The sequence below is a fragment of the Mesorhizobium sp. M0854 genome, assembly GCF_040319815.1.
GTDB lineage: Bacteria > Pseudomonadota > Alphaproteobacteria > Rhizobiales > Rhizobiaceae > Mesorhizobium.
The window spans coordinates 1-17,142 of sequence record NZ_JAMYOL010000052.1 but is presented as its reverse complement, the minus strand read 5'-3'; the positions used below and the strand labels follow the sequence as shown (position 1 = coordinate 17,142).

Annotated in this window: 18 protein-coding genes and 4 pseudogenes; 17 read left to right on the top strand and 5 right to left on the bottom strand. The window is 59.2% G+C overall.

Annotated features, from left to right (window positions below; genetic code table 11):
* The 16 genes and pseudogenes from NKH99_RS32900 to NKH99_RS31730 form a co-directional block, all read left to right on the top strand.
* Positions 1–85, top strand: a pseudogene (locus tag NKH99_RS32900) (ATP-binding cassette domain-containing protein); the annotation flags it as partial.
* A gap of 83 nt (positions 86–168) precedes the next feature.
* A pseudogene (locus NKH99_RS31800) lies at positions 169–590 on the top strand (IS110 family transposase); the annotation flags it as partial.
* Positions 591–1,129: 539 nt separating this feature from the next.
* Positions 1,130–2,383 (top strand): methylaspartate ammonia-lyase, encoded by a 1,254-nt coding sequence (locus tag NKH99_RS31795; RefSeq protein WP_353017797.1) that lies wholly within the window; start codon positions 1,130–1,132, stop codon positions 2,381–2,383.
* An 18-nt stretch (positions 2,384–2,401) separates the two neighbouring features.
* Positions 2,402–3,553 (top strand): CaiB/BaiF CoA transferase family protein, encoded by a 1,152-nt coding sequence (locus tag NKH99_RS31790; RefSeq protein ID WP_353017795.1) that lies wholly within the window; start codon positions 2,402–2,404, stop codon positions 3,551–3,553.
* A 133-nt stretch (positions 3,554–3,686) separates the two neighbouring features.
* Positions 3,687–4,589 (top strand): HpcH/HpaI aldolase/citrate lyase family protein, encoded by a 903-nt coding sequence (locus tag NKH99_RS31785; RefSeq protein ID WP_353017793.1) that lies wholly within the window; start codon positions 3,687–3,689, stop codon positions 4,587–4,589.
* Positions 4,590–4,720: 131 nt separating this feature from the next.
* Positions 4,721–5,647, top strand: coding sequence for a LysR family transcriptional regulator (locus NKH99_RS31780; protein WP_353017803.1), 927 nt, complete (start codon positions 4,721–4,723; stop codon positions 5,645–5,647).
* Positions 5,648–5,839: 192 nt separating this feature from the next.
* Complete coding sequence (locus tag NKH99_RS31775; RefSeq protein ID WP_353017791.1) at positions 5,840–7,273, top strand: NAD-dependent succinate-semialdehyde dehydrogenase; 1,434 nt, start codon at positions 5,840–5,842, stop codon at positions 7,271–7,273.
* Between the two features lie 6 nt (positions 7,274–7,279).
* A complete protein-coding gene (locus NKH99_RS31770) occupies positions 7,280–8,824 on the top strand; it encodes a fumarate hydratase (RefSeq protein ID WP_353017789.1) in 1,545 nt (514 codons plus the stop codon).
* Positions 8,825–9,340: 516 nt separating this feature from the next.
* Positions 9,341–9,838 carry an Lrp/AsnC family transcriptional regulator gene (locus NKH99_RS31765; RefSeq protein ID WP_353017787.1) on the top strand — a complete coding sequence of 166 codons (498 nt, stop codon included), beginning with the start codon at positions 9,341–9,343 and terminating at the stop codon, positions 9,836–9,838.
* Between the two features lie 149 nt (positions 9,839–9,987).
* Positions 9,988–11,394, top strand: coding sequence for an aminotransferase (locus NKH99_RS31760; protein WP_353017785.1), 1,407 nt, complete (start codon positions 9,988–9,990; stop codon positions 11,392–11,394).
* A 755-nt stretch (positions 11,395–12,149) separates the two neighbouring features.
* Positions 12,150–12,896 (top strand): LuxR family transcriptional regulator, encoded by a 747-nt coding sequence (locus NKH99_RS31755; protein ID WP_353017783.1) that lies wholly within the window; start codon positions 12,150–12,152, stop codon positions 12,894–12,896.
* 147 nt (positions 12,897–13,043) lie between these two features.
* Positions 13,044–13,190, top strand: a pseudogene (locus NKH99_RS31750) (acyl-homoserine-lactone synthase); the annotation flags it as partial.
* A complete protein-coding gene (locus NKH99_RS31745; RefSeq protein ID WP_353017801.1) occupies positions 13,180–13,536 on the top strand; it encodes an acyl-homoserine-lactone synthase in 357 nt (118 codons plus the stop codon). The pseudogene NKH99_RS31750 and the gene NKH99_RS31745, both read left to right, overlap by 11 nt.
* Entirely contained in the window at positions 13,442–13,780 is a 339-nt protein-coding gene (locus NKH99_RS31740) for a hypothetical protein (RefSeq protein WP_353017805.1), read from the top strand. Before NKH99_RS31745 ends, NKH99_RS31740 begins: the two co-directional genes overlap by 95 nt.
* Positions 13,773–13,850 (top strand): hypothetical protein, encoded by a 78-nt coding sequence (locus NKH99_RS31735; RefSeq protein ID WP_353017799.1) that lies wholly within the window; start codon positions 13,773–13,775, stop codon positions 13,848–13,850. Before NKH99_RS31740 ends, NKH99_RS31735 begins: the two co-directional genes overlap by 8 nt.
* Before the next feature lie 178 nt (positions 13,851–14,028).
* On the top strand, positions 14,029–14,241 hold the full coding sequence (locus NKH99_RS31730; RefSeq protein WP_353017781.1) for a helix-turn-helix domain-containing protein: 213 nt from the start codon (positions 14,029–14,031) through the stop codon (positions 14,239–14,241).
* Positions 14,242–14,274: 33 nt separating this feature from the next.
* Here the strand turns inward: NKH99_RS31730 and NKH99_RS31725 are convergent.
* Positions 14,275–14,456 (bottom strand): annotated as a pseudogene (locus NKH99_RS31725) (hypothetical protein); the annotation flags it as partial.
* Between the two features lie 22 nt (positions 14,457–14,478).
* Positions 14,479–14,622 (bottom strand): Mu transposase domain-containing protein, encoded by a 144-nt coding sequence (locus NKH99_RS32895; protein WP_502900137.1) that lies wholly within the window; start codon positions 14,620–14,622, stop codon positions 14,479–14,481.
* Positions 14,623–14,847: 225 nt separating this feature from the next.
* On the opposite strand from NKH99_RS32895, the gene NKH99_RS31715 reads away from it, so the two are divergent.
* Positions 14,848–14,973: a DUF5372 family protein gene (locus tag NKH99_RS31715; RefSeq protein ID WP_353017779.1), complete on the top strand. Its 126-nt coding sequence runs from the start codon at positions 14,848–14,850 to the stop codon at positions 14,971–14,973.
* Positions 14,974–15,071: 98 nt separating this feature from the next.
* Here the strand turns inward: NKH99_RS31715 and NKH99_RS32890 are convergent, their stop codons facing one another.
* The 3 genes from NKH99_RS32890 to NKH99_RS31700 all read right to left on the bottom strand — a co-directional run bounded on the left by NKH99_RS32890 (position 15,072) and on the right by NKH99_RS31700 (position 17,076).
* The gene (locus NKH99_RS32890; protein WP_502900136.1) at positions 15,072–15,242 is read right to left on the bottom strand and encodes a hypothetical protein; all 171 of its coding nucleotides are present in this window, start codon (positions 15,240–15,242) and stop codon (positions 15,072–15,074) included.
* 299 nt (positions 15,243–15,541) lie between these two features.
* Positions 15,542–16,540: a D-alanine--D-alanine ligase family protein gene (locus tag NKH99_RS31705; protein WP_353017777.1), complete on the bottom strand. Its 999-nt coding sequence runs from the start codon at positions 16,538–16,540 to the stop codon at positions 15,542–15,544.
* A 155-nt stretch (positions 16,541–16,695) separates the two neighbouring features.
* Positions 16,696–17,076 carry a condensation domain-containing protein gene (locus NKH99_RS31700; protein WP_353017775.1) on the bottom strand — a complete coding sequence of 127 codons (381 nt, stop codon included), beginning with the start codon at positions 17,074–17,076 and terminating at the stop codon, positions 16,696–16,698.
* Positions 17,077–17,142 lie beyond the last annotated feature (66 nt).

Here is a 17,142-nt window from a genome sequence, read left to right as displayed (position 1 = left end):
CCCTTCCGGATCGGGAAAATCAACGCTGATCCGCTGCTTCAATCGGCTCGAGGCGCACCAGGAGGGCGAGATCACCGTCAACGGGCGCAACACAAACCCACTCGACTCGCTCGTACTCTCCATTACCAAATTGAACGCAGCCCAAGCCTACAATATCATTCCCGATCACGTCGAAATGGGTGGCACTGTCAGGACCTTCTTACCCAGCCTGAGGGACTTCGCCGAACGACAGATGCCTATCAACATCAGATCGCGCTTCAGGAAATGGTCGAAGCGGTCCACGTCTCGAAAGAGCGGGTCGAGCGACTTGAGGCTGTGATCGAGGAGTTCTTCCGACCTGGTCCCTGGCGCCGATCGTGCGGGCGCTGCAGACCCTGAGGGGCGTAGACCTGATCGTTGCCGTGACATTCGCCACCGAGGTTGGCGACGTGCAGCGGTTCGAGAGCCCGCGTCAAACCCGGCTGACCACCCGCTATCGAATATTGAGCGGACGAGGCAAGAGGACAACGGTGGTGTGCACAGCGATCGCCCGTGAGCTGGCCGGCTTCATGTGGGCTGTTGCAAGGGAGGCGCAGGCGATCAGATCGTAGACCGCTGCGACGGCTTCATCTCGCGCATGGGCGGGGGCGGGACACGGCAGGGGAATGCCCGTCAGACGCTTTGTGGCCGGCAATCTGGCCGACGCCCGCAGCAAGATGTCGGACCCTGCCATTCGCATCCATGTCGTTGACAGGTTCTCAAAGCTAAAGCCGAAGGAGCCTAAATTTGGTCGCACCCGACCGGGCTGCGCAACCCCTGACCAGCTGACGCCCGGTCGGGTGCTCGCGCTGGAGCCAGGTGCAGCGTCACTGTCGCATTTCTAACTTGGTGGCGATGTCGCGTCTCCAAATCGCTTTGACGCGCTGGCCTGTGACGTTTGAGTTGGCGCAATATCAGGTGTTCACACGTTCGTTCTATTCTTTATGGCGACGGAGCTTTTTTTGGACGGACACTGGCCATCTTGAAAGACGATGGTACCAGCCGGGACATTATATTGGCAAACCCAATGCTACGTGACGCATACTTGGCGCGTAGCGGAAAGAACGCATGTGGTCGCCAACGCGGTCCCATAGAGATCGAGCGAAACGAAGTGCAGATCAAAGATGTCTTGCTCGCGCCTGGCAACGGCGCATTTTTCTATGACGATCAGGAAGCCATTAGGTCCGGCGCAATCCAGGACGGCTTCATCTATATCGGCGCACCGACAACGCCTGGATTCGAGTCGATTCGCATTCCAGCATCTTCGCTCAGCGTCGGGCTCGTCCTTACCGACGACACCGTTGTTTGGGGCGACATGATGAACGTCCAGTACTCTGGTGCCGGTGGACGCGATCCTCTGTTCGACACCAATCAAATCTCAGATTTAACGTCGCGCGTTGTCGCACCGCGGCTCCTTGATGTCGATGCCTCTCGGTTTCGTAATTCTTGCGCAAAGGCTTTTGAACCCGTCGAACATCAGCGGTTACCGCTGGCTGTTGAGTATGGCGTGAGCCAAGCTCTTCTTCGCGCAGCCGCCCATCTTCACCGTACGACGATGGCGGAGATCGTATGCAGTGAATTTAACCTGCCGCTGCCGACATGCAGGGTTCCGATTTACTGCCAGAGCGGTGACGCTCGCGAAATCAATGTGGACAAGATGATTTTGAAGGCCGTGGATGTGCTCCCGCACGGCTTGATCAACTCACGGCAGAAATTCGGCGTCAACGGCCAAACCTTCGTGGAGTTCGTAAAGTGGGTCGCAACGCGCACGCTCGAAATCGGCCGCCCGGGATATCATCCGGTGCTGCATTTTGATGTGTATGGCTGGATCGGCCTGGAAATCGGCATGGAGCCGCAACGGATTGCCGACTTTATCTGCAGGGTTGCCGAAAGTGTACCCGGTTTTTCACTTAACATTGAATCGCCGGCGGACTTTGGTTCCACAGAAGCTCAAGTCGAGAACTACGCCCGGATCGTATCGGTTTTGGACAATCGGGCTTCCAGCGCTCGCATTGTTGTGGACGAGCGGTGCAATACGCTTGAGGACGTCCGGCGCTTTGCCGAAGCGAAGGCCGCGCATCTCGTGCAAATCAAGACTCCCGATGTCGGCTCATTGGCCGACACGGCGCGCGCCGTTATCCTCTGTAAGGACAACAAGGTGGGGGCGTATGTCGGGGGAAGCTGCACCGAGACGGATCTCTCTGCTCAGGCTTCTGTCCACGTGTCCGTGGCAACCCAGGCCGACATGATGCTTGCAAAGCCCGGAATGGGTGTCGACGAGGCATTCTCAATTGTTGGGAATGAACAAAACCGGTTGCTGGCGATGCTCAACTGTCGTCGGGCTCAAACCGAAACCGTTGGATGATAAGCGCGGTGTGTCGCCATGCAGAACTGCCTTGAGGGGATCACCGTCGTTGCTGTGGAGCAGGCCGTGGCCGCGCCTTATGCATCGTCTCGCCTTGCGGACGCGGGCGCCAGAGTCATCAAGGTCGAAAGGCCCGATGGGGACTTTGCCCGAAACTACGACAAGCTGGTGCGGGGCCAGAGCGCCTACTTCGTCTGGCTCAACCGGGGTAAGGAGTCGGTTTGCCTGGACCTAAGGTCGGAGGCGGACTGTGCCGTCCTGGAATCGCTCATCGCCGCTGCTGACGTCTTTATCCAGAATCTGAAGCCGGGGAGCATCGAAAAACTGGGTTTCGGGTCTGCCGATCTCCGTGGACGCTTTCCGCGGCTGATCACCTGCGACATCTCTGGTTTCGGGGAGACAGGGCCGTATTCCCACTTGAAGGCTTATGATCTCATCGTTCAGGCCGAAACAGGTCTGTGCGCGATCACCGGCACCCAACAAGGGCCTGCACGTGTAGGGGTATCGGTTTGCGACATCTCGGCAGGGATGACGGCACATAGCGCCATTCTTCAGGCGCTCTATCACCGCGAGGTCACCGGCGAGGGCGCCAGAATTCAGGTGTCACTGTTCGATGCCGTCGCCGACTGGATGAACGTGCCGGTTCTGCAACATGACTATACCGGCTACCACACGGTACGCGCGGGCGTGAAACACCCGTCTTTGGCGCCATATGGCGCCTATCGCTGCGCCGATGGCAAAGACGTCATCTTTTCGGTTCAAAATGACCGTGAATGGGTAGATTTCTGCGAGAAATTCTTGAAACAGCCGGAACTCACACGCGCACCCGGTTTTGCTGATAACATGGAGCGCCTCGGTCACCGTGGGCAACTTGATGAGATCATTGAAAGGCGCTTTTCCGAACTGTCCTGCCATGAAGCCATGGGGCAGCTCGAGGCCGCCGGCTTGGCATATGGCCGACTGAACGAAGTGGCGGATGTGTCAAGGCATCCACATATTCGCAGGGTTGAGGTTGGAACACCCGAAGGAACCGTCGAGACGATAGCGCCGGCGGCGATTTTCAACTCCAAGCACCCCTCGCTGCGCCCGGTTCCGGCTCTTGGCGCTCACACCGAGATTGTCCGGGAGGAGGTTCTGGGGCGTTTGCGCGCGAGAGCCGCGTCAGCGTGAGCACGCATCTCGATAAGGTGAGCGCGAACGCGATTTCCAAAGAGCCTGTGTACCTCGAATCATCTCGGCACGCTGGCCGCCGCGCAAGGTCACTGCCGCCGCCCTCGCTAAAATCGGCCGCAGAGGCGACTCCATGATCAAGGATACCTTGGCGGCCGTTGAAAGCGTGATGTCTGTGCCACGCTGGAGATCCCTGCTCTTCGTTCCCGCTCACGTTCCGTGCTTTGTGGAGGCGGCCCATGAGCGCGGGGCAGACGGCGTCATACTCGACCTGGAGGACTCCGTTCCGCAGGATCAGAAGGATGAGGCACGGCGGCGGCTTCCTGAATCCGTGGCAAAGGTGGGCCAGAAGGGCAAATCGGTTTTGGTCCGCGTTAATCGTGGTTTGCGCGCCTTGGCGGCCGATCTCGATGCAGCTGTTCTGGCGGGTGTTGACGCACTTGTTCTTCCGAAGACGGATTCGGCAGAGTTGGTGTCAGAGATCGCGAATGCGGTATCGGAGCTTGAACGAGAAAGAAATCTTCCGCTGGGACGCATCCGGTTCCTTGCCCAGATCGAGACCCCGGGCGCCTTGCAAAGCCTCGCGGCCATTGCGTCGGCGCATCCAAGGATGGTCGCAATGGCGCTTGGTCCTGAGGACTTCAGTGCCGCTGTTGGCGGCGCCCCGGAATTCGACCTTCTCTTGACGCCGAACCTTTCCGTTCTGTTTGCCGCCCGTGCCGCCGGGCTGCTCCCGCTAGGCTTCATAGGAAGCATCGGCGAGTTTTCGGACACTCATAAACTTCGTGAAGCCGCGGCGCATGCGCGGCGCCTTGGCTTTGCCGGAGCTTTGGCGATCCATCCGACACAGGTGGCCATATTCAATGAAGCTTTCTCGCCAAGCGAACAGGAACTCGAGTGGGCCCGTTGTGTCGTCGCGGCGGAAAACGATGCCGCCACGCGTGGACTCTCTGCATTCTCATTGAATGGTAAGATGATAGATCCGCCAGTGGTTCGGCGCGCCCACGAGATACTGGCTCTCGCCAACAATAACTGACCTGCCTTTAATCAGTAGCCGGACAGGCGCTGGTTTTCGATTCATGGCCCGACAGTTTTTTACTTGTCGACCATCTCGTTTCGAGATAGATGTGAAACACTGGGGATCATGCCCGGTTGGATTTGTTCATCGTGGACATCAGGCAGTTAAGATACTTTGTCGGCGTAGTCGAGGCAGGCAGCTTCACGAGGGCAGCTGCGATCCTGCACATTGCTCAAAGTGCTCTAAGCCTGCATGTGCGTCAACTGGAGGAAAGCTTCGGCACCCAGCTGCTGGTACGCGACAGGACCGGCGTTAGTGTCACGGCGTCCGGTGCAAAATTGCTTGAGCGCGGTCGGAGCATCCTTAAGGAAATTCAACTCACTGAGACGGAACTGACCAACACGGTGGCTGCTCCTTCCGGAGAGGTGACCATCGGCATTCCGTCCGGAGCCGCTCGCGTCCTTAGCGGTCCCCTGCTTGAATCGGTAAGAAGCGAATTGCCGAGGATCTCGCTTAAGATGATCGAGGGCATGACGGGACCTCTGGAGGAGTGGATGGCTGCTGGCCGCTTCAATCTGGCGGTCCTGTACCGCACTGCCGAGAGCGTGGGGCAAATGACGGTGCTGGCCCGCGAAGAGTTTTGCCTGGTGGTGCCGCCGGGTGAACCGCCTTTCGAAGATTCGATACCGCTCGCCGACCTGCATGCGTTTCCGCTGGCGGTTCCGATGCGCAATAACAATGTCAGGCGTTCGGTGGCTGATGTCGTTGCGCAGCACGGTTGTGTGCTCGACGTCAGATTCGAAGTCGACTCCCTTTCTACGATCATCAATATGGTCATGGAGGGAAAGGCGTATTCTATCCTTACCCCGTCGGCCATTCAGAAAGAAGCCTCTCAAGGGCAGGTCCGAACGGTGAAAATCATTGATCCCGTAATTACCCGATCCGTTGTCCTTGCCGTCAACCCGAAAGATGAGCGCTCTCCAGCCGTCTCTGCCGTCCGCAAGCTGATCCCCAAGGTCGTCAGGACATTGATCGACAGCAGGCACTGGTCAGCCACGGTTCCGGACCGGGCTTAAGCACATCCTTCAAACCAAGTTCCGGTTGCTACCGCTGCCTCAGCCGTATCAATCTGTATTCGAGATGGTTTTGGTCGATATTCCATATTTGACCGGGCGTGACCATCGCGATGAAACTGCAGAGAAGCGAGCCCATGGTCCGGATATCGGCTGGTCTCGCACTGGCCGGAATTCAGTCACGCGGAGCATGCGATGTCCAACGCCACGAGCCATCACCTTTTCATCAATGGCAGGTGGCGAGCCGGTAGTGACGGAATTACTCTGCCGGTAACCAACCCGGCGACAGAGAAGGTATTTGGCTCGGTGGCAGCGGCTTCAGCGTCGGATCTGGATGAGGCCCTCGCTTCTGCAGAGCAAAGCCGCCGGGCTTGGTCCTCACGGCCTGCAAAGGAGCGCGGCGAGATCCTTGTGGCGGCCGCCAGGATCCTGGCAACGAAGGTAGGAGACGCAGCCAAGGATTTGTCGAAAGAACAGGGCAAGACGATTGCCGAAGCAACAGGTGAGTACGCACGGGCAGTCGAAACGCTGGAGTGGAACGGCACACACGCCGAAGAATTGTCGGCCCCAATTCCACATGGCCCAAACCGAATGATCGTCCCTGAGCCCCTCGGCGTGGTCGCTGCCTTCACGCCGTGGAACTATCCCGCAGTGCTTATCGCCCGCAAGCTTGCCCCAGCGCTGGCGGCAGGCTGTCCTGTGATCCTCAAAGGGGCTGAAGAGACACCAAGCGCGGCTGTCCACTTCGTCGAAGCCTTGCGACAAGCGGGTATCCCGGACGGCGTGGTCAATCTCATCTTTGGCGTGCCGGTGCAAATATCCCGGCATCTCCTCAACTCGCCGCTCGTCAAGGTCTTAACTTTCACGGGCTCTACCGAAGTTGGAAAACAGCTCGCCAAGCTCGCCGCGAATAACTTGCAGCGGTGCGTCCTCGAACTCGGTGGGCACTCCCCGGTCGTTGTATGCGAGGATGCCGACCTGGCAACGGCCATACCGGCAATTTCGGAATACAAGTTCGAGTGCGCGGGCCAGAGCTGCAATGCGCCCAGCAGGATCCTCGTCGCGCGGCCTCTCTATGAGGGATTTCTGTCCCGGATGACGGAAGCTGCCCGCAAGATCAAGATCGGTCCACCGGATGACCCGGCAACGGAGATGGGTCCAATGGCAAACGCGCGGCGAATAGAGGCCATGCAGCGTCTGATCCAGGATGCCGTCGATCGCGGCGCCTGCATCGAAACCGGCGGCATTCGCCTCGACCAGCCGGGCTTTTACTGGCCGCCGACCATCCTGACAAGGGTGCCAAAGGATGCGAAAGTGCTTCATGACGAGCCGTTCGGGCCGATCCTCACCGTCGCACCGTTCGGCACGATCGAGGAGGCGATCGAAGAAGCCAATGCCACCGAGTTTGGCTTGGCCGCCTACTTCTTCACCGGTCAAGCCGATGCGAAACGGGCGCTGATTGGCGGTCTTGCGGCGGGCGCTGTCAGTGTAAATTATCTGAAAGGCGTTTCCACAGATGCACCTTATGGTGGCGTCAAACAAAGCGGCTATGGATATGAAGGGGGCGAGCAGGGATTGCGGAGCTTCCAAAGCTTGAAACTGGTCAACGGGCTCGGGTCATTTGGATGAGATTTCGTGAATAAAAAAACGCGGACCATTGCCGGCAAGGATATCACAAGGAGCGTCGCCGACGCCCTTCAGTACATCTCGTACTACCATCCGCCCGACTATATCCGGTACCTTTCGCAGTCATACACGCGCGAACAGAGCCCGGCGGCGAAGAACGCCATCGGTCAGATCCTTTTGAATTCGCGGATGGCGGCATTTGGACGCCGGCCGATCTGCCAGGACACCGGCCTTGTCGTGGTCTTCGCAAAGATTGGTATGTCCGTCCGCATCGAGTCAACCGCCAGCTTCACCGAGCTCGTGAACGAAGGCGTGAGATGGGCGTACTTAGAACCAGACAATCCTCTGCGGCCATCGGTGGTCACTGACCCCCTCGCCACCCGGGTCAACACGCGCGACAACACGCCGGCTGTCGTTCACATCGATCTCGTGCCCGGCAACCAGATTGAGATCACCATCGCCGCAAAAGGCGGCGGGTCGGAAAACAAGGCCCGTTTCACCACCCTGAACCCCAGCGCGTCCGTTGCCGACTGGGTGGTCGACACCGTTTCGACGCTCGGCAGCGGATGGTGCCCGCCCGGCCTGATCTCGGTCGGCATCGGTGGCAGCGCTGAAAAGGCGATGCTGCTGGCCAAGGAGGCCATGAACGAGCCCATCGATATGTCGGAACTGATCGCCAGGGGGCCGTCAAGCGCGGAGGAGTCGCTGCGGATTGAGCTTTATGAGCGGGTTAACGCGCTGGGCATCGGCGCCCAGGGCCTTGGTGGTCTCACGACAGTGGTTGACGTCAAGGTTGCGACTTATCCTACCCATGTGGCGTCCAAGCCTGTGGCGCTCATTCCGCAATGCGCCGCCAACCGGCACCTGACGTTTATCTTGGACGGCACAGGACCGGTACAGCTCCAACCGCCCGACCTTTCCGACTGGCCCCAGATCGGTCATGAGGACTTGCACACAACCCGCGTCCGTCGGGTCAATCTCGATGCGCTCACCAAGGAAGAGACGGCATCGTGGCGCTGCGGAGAAACCCTTCTTTTATCCGGAAAGATGCTGACGGGCCGTGACGCCGCCCACCAGCGCATGGTCGATCTGATCGATGCCGGCAAGGCGCTCCCGGTCGATCTGCGGGGACGCGTGATCTACTACGTCGGACCAGTCCGCGCGGTGAAGGATGAGGTCGTCGGGCCGGCTGGCCCGACAACCTCCAGCCGCATGGACGGTTTTACTGACAAGATCCTCGCCGAGACTGGGCTATACGCGATGGTCGGCAAAGCGGAGAGGGGCCCGGCGGCCATCGAGTCGATTGTCAGACACAGAACGCCCTATCTCATCGCAGTGGGTGGCGCTGCGTACCTGATTTCCAAGTCCATCAAGGCGGCGCGGATCGTTGCCTTTGAAGGCCTGGGCATGGAAGCCATCTATGAATTCCAGGTGCAGGACATGCCGGTCATCATGGCTGTCGATGTTGAGGGAAACTCCATTCACAATTCCGGGCCCATTGAGTGGCGTAAGCGCATGGCGGCCGACAGCATCGCCCGCAGCATCGGCGTTTGAGTCTTCCGGCTGGGCGATCCGGCCAGGCTCAATGTCGCGACATCGGGCCGGGCCGGACTCTGGGCCGTAGCGGCAACACGGGAGGCATTTGCGGTGCCTAGGCTCCTCGGCGATTCAAAAAAGAAAGGCCTTCAATTCATCTCGAAGCCAAATGCGCCGATATAAACACTGCATCGACCATGCCGTCCACGCGATCGATGCTCGGGAACTGTCGAGGGTGCCAATCAGGTAAAATAGCGGAGATTCAAAAAATGCGCTGTCTATTTCGACGAGGTCTCTGCCGAAAGGCGACTAAACCTCTCCAGTGCGTCATCGCCCCGTTAGGCGGCGGGGCGATAGCCAACTGCTTCTAAAGCCTTTCCATGGTTCGAACTCCCTCACCTGACTTTCGACAACCCCACTCTGGTGCATTGCGGGCCGAGAATGGGTGCCGTCCACTACATTTGTTCGCTTCAATTAATGATAGAATTGGTTGGCACTGATTGCGCTGTCGACCACGGCTTGAGAGCAAAGGTCATGAAGTCGAAACCCGACCCTGTGCCACTAGACGCTTGGGACGTCCGGATTCTCTCAGAGATTCAGTCAGACGGTCGGATTTCGAAAAGCGAGCTCGCAAAGCGTGTTCACCTTTCGGCTTCGGCCTGTTCGGAGCGGCTTCGTTTACTCCAAGCCGCAGGGATCATTGAGGGGTTCTACGCGCGATTAAGTCCAGCCCTCGTCGGGGGCATTGTTTTTGTGATGGTGGAGGTGGTTCTGGATCGACACCGTCTCGAGGACCAACGACACTTCGAGGCTGCGATCCAAGACATCCCGGAAATCCTCGACTGCTGGGCTATAGGGGGGCGGATCGATTATCTGATGCGCGTTTCATCCCCTTCTATGGCTGCGTATCAGGATTTTATGGAGGGACTGCTGCAGGCAGGCTTGGGGATCGATCAATACTACAGCCTTGTCGTGACGAAACCAGTGAAATCCAATTCACCGATCCCCTTGTCCGCACTGAGACAACGGTAAACTCCCGAAGCCTTGGGTTCCACGGCAATTGGTGCCGATTCCATGCTTTCGTCGGCTAAAGACGTGTATTCCAGCGAAACTCGAGGCGTGTTTGCCGGTATGCTAATGGCTAAAGAGGCGGCTGGGGACTGATCGCGAGGAGAGGGACGATGCGCTTGAGCAATCTGGGAACCGAGCAACTCCGGGAGAAGGATCGAAGCTTCGTCTTCCATCCGTCCACGCACTTAGCCAAGCACAGTCGCGGCGAAACGCCAAACCGGATCATGGCCGGCGCAGAAGGCGTTTACATTTGGGATACGGATGGCCGAAAGAGCCTTGACGGTTTCGGCGGGCTCTACTGCGTCAATATGGGATATGGATGCACGGAGATTGCCGAGGCTATCGCCCGGCAAGCGCACGAGCTGCCGTTCGCGCATGTCTATGCCAGCCAGGGCACGGAGCCGGTCGCGCTTTTGGCGGAGGCCGTGGTCGAATATTTCGGGCAGAACATGCGAAGGGTCTATTTCGGCCTTTCCGGCTCCGACGCCAACGAAACCAACATCAAGCTGGTGTGGTACTACAACAACATTCTCGGCCGCCCTGAAAAGAAGAAGATCATCTCGCGGCATCGCGGATATCACGGGTCCGGGCTGGTCACCGGTAGCCTGACAGGCCTTCCCTTCTTTCACGATTTCTTCGACCTGCCTCTGAATTTGGTGCGCCATACGACGGCGCCCCACCATTACCGCCAGGCGTATGATGGCGAAAGGGAAGAAGCGTTCTCCAGGCGCTGTGCTAACGAACTTGAAGCCCTTATCCTCGCTGAAGGCCCGGAGACGATTGCAGCTTTCATCGGAGAGCCGGTACTTGGGACCGGGGGCATCGTTCCACCCCCAAAGGGATACTGGACCGCGATTCAAGGGGTGCTTGATAAATACGATATTCTTCTGATCGCCGATGAAGTGGTCTGTGGCTTCGCGCGAACCGGTGAGAAATTCGGTTCCCACCTCTATGGCATGCGTCCGGATTTCGTAACGATCGCCAAGGGCTTGAGTTCAGCCTACCTGCCCATCTCCGGGTCAATTATCGGCGACCGCGTCTGGTCGGTCTTGGAACAAGGAACGGAGAAGCACGGGCCACTCGGCCACGGCTGGACATATTCCGGTCACACGCTTTGCGCGGCGGCCGCGCTTGCCAATGTTAAATTGCTAAAGGAAAGAAACATCTTGGAACATGTTCGGGATGTCGGACCGTACTGGCATGCCCGCATGAAAGCCGAACTGGAGGGACATCCCATTGTTGGCGAGGTTCGCGGCGTCGGCATTCTATCCGCCGTGGAGCTGATGCGGAATCCTAAAGGGCGGGTACCATTTGAACCCGGACTTCAGGTCGGCGTGCGCGCCGCCGCTGCTCTGTTTGAGAATGGTGTCATTGGCCGCGCTATGCCGCATGGCGATATTCTCGGCTATGCCCCACCTCTGATCATTACCCGAAAAGAGATCGACATCATCGTCGATGCGACTGCGAAATCAGTCGACACGACCTATCGCGCGCTGAAGGCCGAGGGCGCCATTTGACCCTCACGGAAGTCGGTGGATACTGGTAGGATTGCCGCCGGCAGTTAGTCAAATTCCACAGGCGCTCGCTTCAGGGTAATACGCGTGCGAGGGTTGGGCGGACCGTGCGCCCGGTAAGGCGCGCGGAGATGTTGAAGGATGAGCCTGCCCTTCGCCACACTCACGGGACTGTATGTGGAGCGTTCCCCAACGATGTAACAGAACAAAACCCATTGCGAAATAGAGGCGAACTCGCTCGCAAGCCCATACCCTGCCGCCGCTGTCTGGTCGCCGCGCGGCCGCGACCGAAGCGCGGCCCGCCCTGCCGGTGCACCTCCCCACTGGCAGGGCGATGTTCTCAAAAATGCTGGATGAGATTGGCTGCAGCGCGTCCATGATCAAAGGCTTGAGAAGGAGAGTGACCGTATATCCGAATGGCACATCAAGTTTCCCCATCTTCGCTACGACGCTACTGCGGCCCCGCATCGTAGCTTCCTACACGCGGCCGAAGGCTTCTCATCAAGCAGTCGACCTGAGCCATCTGCATTGCGCCGCTGAACGCGCCTCTCGGAATGCACTGATGAGAAAGAGTGCAGTGGTAAATGCGGTTGGCGAGGCTTGGCGCGGCTGTCGTGCGCATGCGGCATCTTGTGGAGGCGGTCGTCACATGCCGGCCAATGCCCGCGAGATTGGCCACGTTCAGCCAGTAGGCTGACAGATGGGGCCTACACGTCAGAATGTCGGTAACAGACAAATCGAGGCATTGAGCTCAAGGCATGACGAAGGACACGCAAATTGTCTTTGAGACATTCATAGAAAAGTTGTCGGAAAGCGTCGATGAGGAAGATTTCCACGAAGCCATGGGTTGTGCGGCCGCCGGCCTCGATCTGATCACCTTCGCGTACCTGTCCTTACCTGCGCAACGTTCGGGCGAACCTAAGGTGATCTCGAACTACCCTGAGCGCTGGACAGCGCACTATCTGCAAAACCGGTATCAGAAACTCGATCCTGTCGTCTTGCGTGCGCGTTGTGGCGGCTGCCCGTTCCGATGGGGATCGGATTTGCGTGGCATTGAGATGTCACCGGCTCAACAGCAACTACTTGATGAGGCGGCCGAGTTCAGCATCCGCTGCGGTTTGACGATCCCGATTGCCAATCGCCGCGGGGGCATTGCCGCAGTTACTTTTGCCGCTGATGAGCCCAATCCGGCATTTCTCCGGGTCGCTGAACGGTATGAACAAGCTCTTCAGCTCATGGCGACCTGTTTTCACATTTACGTTCTCCGCAAGCTGGCAGGTGATCGAACAGTGGACGGCATTTCGCTGACACCCCGCGAATATGAGTACCTGCAATGGGCCGCGCGCGGCAAGTCCGCCTGGGCTATCGGCTGCATCCTGGGCATCAAGCGGCGCACCGCTGCTTTCCATCTGGACAACGCCAAGAAGAAGCTCGGCGTGCGCACGCAAAATCAGGCCATAGCGCTGCTGGTCTCCTCACGGACCTTCAGTTCTCTGAGAAACTGAATTCGTCTTTGGGCCTGTGCATGTGCACAGGCTGTTTCGGTGGGCGCATTCGTCTCCAATGGCATGGTCACTTCTGCCTTGCGGCCCTTATGATCCGGCCTATCGCTCCCGATTGCTACAACGACTTTGCCGACGAACTTTCACGAAATGCACCGCCTGCGATACCGCCTTTTCAAGGAGCGGCTCGAACGGGACGGGCGGACGAATGGCGGGTACGAGATCGATTCATTTGATGCATTGAAACCGCACTCTGTGATTTTGCGCGGTTCCGGCGGCCGGGTCGATGGTTGCGTCTGCCTGCTTCCGTCGAACGGGCCGACCATGCTTCGCGACACCGTTCCGGTGCTGGTGGAAGACGGCGCCCGAGGAAGCAAGCATCTGGGAAAGCAGCCGTTTCTCCCTTTATCTTCCGCCATCCGCGCCGAAGGGCGCTGGCGGAAGTGCTGTCGGGACTTACGAGCTCTTCGCCGGCATGATCGGGTTCGGCCTGTCGCGCTGTCCCAGCCGAATAGTCACAGTGACCGATCTGCGCATGGAGCGCATACTTGGCCGCGCCGGATGGCCCGCTTGCGCGGATCGGCGAACCGCCCACAATCGGCAACACCCGCGCGGTGGCCGGATATCCAGTGTTTGGCGATAGCGTTTTGCTGCCCGTCCGACTTCATATCGACGCAATCTGGCCCGCCGGGCAGTTGAAGCATCGGCTGTGGGCACTCGAATGTCTCAATAGTCTACGGCGCACGACTGCCAAAGACCCGGTTTCCGCCGGAAGCGCGCGGTCGCCGCCTCCGCTTCGCTTGCGGGGGCTTCGCACCGAAAATTCCGAAGCGCTGATCGGCGAACTGCCAGGCCGACTGGAAAGCTCCTCGCGATCATCTGCGTGACCGCATCCGCCGCGCCATTCACCGCGGCCATGCGCTCTGGAATGGCGGGTACAGGGACTTCCTTGCTTGAAGGCGCGACGAACGCATTGCCCATTTCGTCAGCTGGCGAACTTTAAACGTTTTCGGGTTTCCAGCGTACCTAGGGCGGCTCGGTGGTGATCCGCACAAAGGGCTCTGTCGACCGGTCCTCTAGCGAATAGGAACGATCATTCCTAGAACGATAGTTCCCGTTCAGGTCCCTATCCGCTGTGGATCTCAAGGAGATCATGGCGATCAATCTGCGTCGTTTGCGCCATGAGCAGGACCTGACGCAAGAAGAGCTAGCTGCGCGCGCTGAGCTTAGCATGCGCTACGTGGGATTGATCGAACGCGCCCGTGTTTCTGCGAGCGTAAGCGTGCTCGGGCGGTTGGCCGCCGCACTGAACGTTGGTCCCCTACTGATCAGACCGCCGCAAAGATAGAAGCAATGTTCGCGATCCGGGTGCCCGAACTAATCATCCGCGAACTCGGGCTGCCGCTGAATGGCGCCCGCGCGCCTGGAGATCGCCGCCCTCGCGGTATTTCGCAGCCATGGCCGCCATACCCTCCCTTCTGGCTTCCGAGCGAATGTCGTGAGAGATGCGCATGGACAGAATTTCGGTCCGCACATCGAGCAGAAATGAGTCAGCCGACGCGCTGGTGATCATGGAAGATCTCGATCATCCTGTGGCGAGCCAGACCTCGACGGTGCGGCCGATCAGCTGATGGGGCACGGAATAGAAAGTCTTGTCGACTTCGATATGATAATCAGGATTGACCTTGGCCGCTTTCCACTCGGCATATTCGAACGGCGTGGCCGGCAGAGGCGCGAGCGCCGCCTTCTCGAGCTCATCGAACAGTTCGCGTGGCCTATGGCGACATGACGCGTCGGCCGGTTGTTTAGTTCCTCCAAAGCTCGGCGATCACTGCATTGAGTTGGGCTAGCGAGAAGAATTGGCGGTTGCGCAGTCGCGCCAGAATCTAGTGCTCGACGATGAGAACTGCGCCCTCGACCTTGCCTTTCGCTAAAGCCGTCAACTGCAGCCCGTGTGGGGACGACCGGGCTGACGGTCCGCATTACGCATCCATTCCACCCTCCGAAGGGCCAGACGCTCGAGGCGATCAGTCGCAGCCTGCATTGGGGCGAGGACCGGGTTAGTCCAACAGCTCCATAGCCGTTGGGACGGGCCGCCTGATATTCATGCCACACCAGGGCTAGTGTCACCCCTTTGCGCTTGAGTTCCCGGGCGATTGCCGCCCAGCTCCGGCTCACTCAGATCAAAGGAAGGATGGCCCGCGCGGCCGAAAGCAGTCGTTCGAGCTTGGCGTGGTCGTCATAGCCGGGCAACAGCGGCCCGCCCGTTAAACCGGCCTCCCGCGCCTGCAGCAGATAGGTTGAAACCGAGGTCTTGCTGATCTTCAGCCGTTCGGCCACCTCACGCACTGAAAGACCCTGGTCACGGGTTAGGCGTAGGATAGATGTGAGCTTTCAACAAGTTGTCCATCCGGTCCCTGTCGAGGAAGTTGAGGTTGCGAGACTTCAGTGACTCCTCGGAGGACCGGATGAACATGCACAAGAATGCGCGTCTGATCGCGCGGTCGAGAGCGGCAGGAAAACGTCTCCATTCACCTGTGCCGACCTCGGCATCGTCGCCTCGCTGAATCCATGCGAGCCCGGCAGAGTACAGCCCAGCGGTCCGCTAGGGGCGGAGAAATCCGGTTGCGATTCGACGCGTATTCGGCCTAGGGGATGCCGATTCCGAAATACCGCGTGTTAGCGATATGGAGGATGCGATTGAACAAGCTTGAGAAGCTGTATCCGGCGGTCGTCGCGGCCAAGACATAAGCACTGGTCATACCGAGCCCCGGCATGGAGTTGATCTCCAGAACAAACGGCTGGCCGGACCGGTCGATCCGGAAGTCGACGCGAGCGTAATCCCGGCACTCGCAGGCACGGAAGGTCGCAACCGAAATATCCCGCAGCGTTCTCGCAAGCTTGCTCCCAATTTGCGCCGGGCAAATCCTCTGCGGCGCCGCGCCCGCCATGTGCATCTTGTCTTCCCAACTGAGAAGACGCGTTTTGCGGTGGCCGAAGTCTTGCTCCACTGGAGGCAACACCTCGAGCTCTCCGTTGCCCAGTAGCGCGATCCAAATTTCTCGCCCCTCGATGTATTCTTCCACGAGAGCATCCTGCGCATACTGCGCGACGATCGCTTCTACGGCCTGCCTCAACTGAGCGGGCTCATGCACGAGCTGCAATCCGCAGCTATCGGATTCGAGACGCGGCTTCACTACCAATGGGAATCGCAGGTCGCCGGTCCTCTCGGTGCCGCGACGCATCACCCGAAAGTTCGGCGTGGGCACGCCGCAATCGCGGATGAGCCTCTTGGTGACAACCTTATCGAACGCCAGCCCATGCCCGAGCGGGCTGGATCCGGTATACGGGACGCCGGCCATTTCGAGCATGGCTGGAAGGTGGGTGAGACGGCACTCGCCCTGAATTCCATACGCCATGTTGAAGACAATTCCCGATGGACGAGCTTCTGGATCGGGTGGCATGAATTGCTCGAGCGTAGTGAGCAGACCTTTATCGCCTTCGCACAGCAGTGTCTCGTGGCCGCCCTCTTGCAGTGCCGCCACCACGCTTTCGACCGTTTTGCGGTCGTCCCTCTTCGGACAAAGCTGACCGAACCGGTTGATCACGCCCATACGATCATGGTTCAACACGACGGCTACTCGCATGACTCATTCCCTTATTTTGTTTGCTCGCTATCACGTTCATACACTGGGATTTGACTAATCGAGAGGAACAGATCGTCTGGACCCGTGCCGCCGCCGATACGGCCGGCCGAGCGGGGAGCGGGCGCGCCCTCCAGCATCCGGAGCCAGTATTCCGACTAATGCTCCAACACCTGGCCCGCCAGCCAACGGCGCATCAAATCCGCGAGCGTCGCCTCCACATCCGCTACCGCCGTCAGATCGTCTCGTTTCAGCGGCAGGCCGACGTCCGCCGGCCCGATCTGCTGGAATGGCTCGCCGTCCTCCACGCCGAAGGTGGTGCGCAGCACCTCATGACGCGCCACCAACCCGTCCAAGGCCGACTGCAGGGCCGCCTCATCCAGCTCGCCGCGAAGCCGAAGCCCCATCTGGATGTGACAGGCCCCGCTGCCGCCCGCCAGACGCGAAAGGAACCAAAGCCGCTGCTGGGGGAATGACAGCGGCACCCGCGACGGACGCGGCAAAGCTTCGATTGGCGGGGCGCACTCACGGTGCAGCATCGATCGCATTGATTTGGATCGTTCGAGCAACTTTCATGTAGACCCCCTCGGCTGGAGACTGCGAGA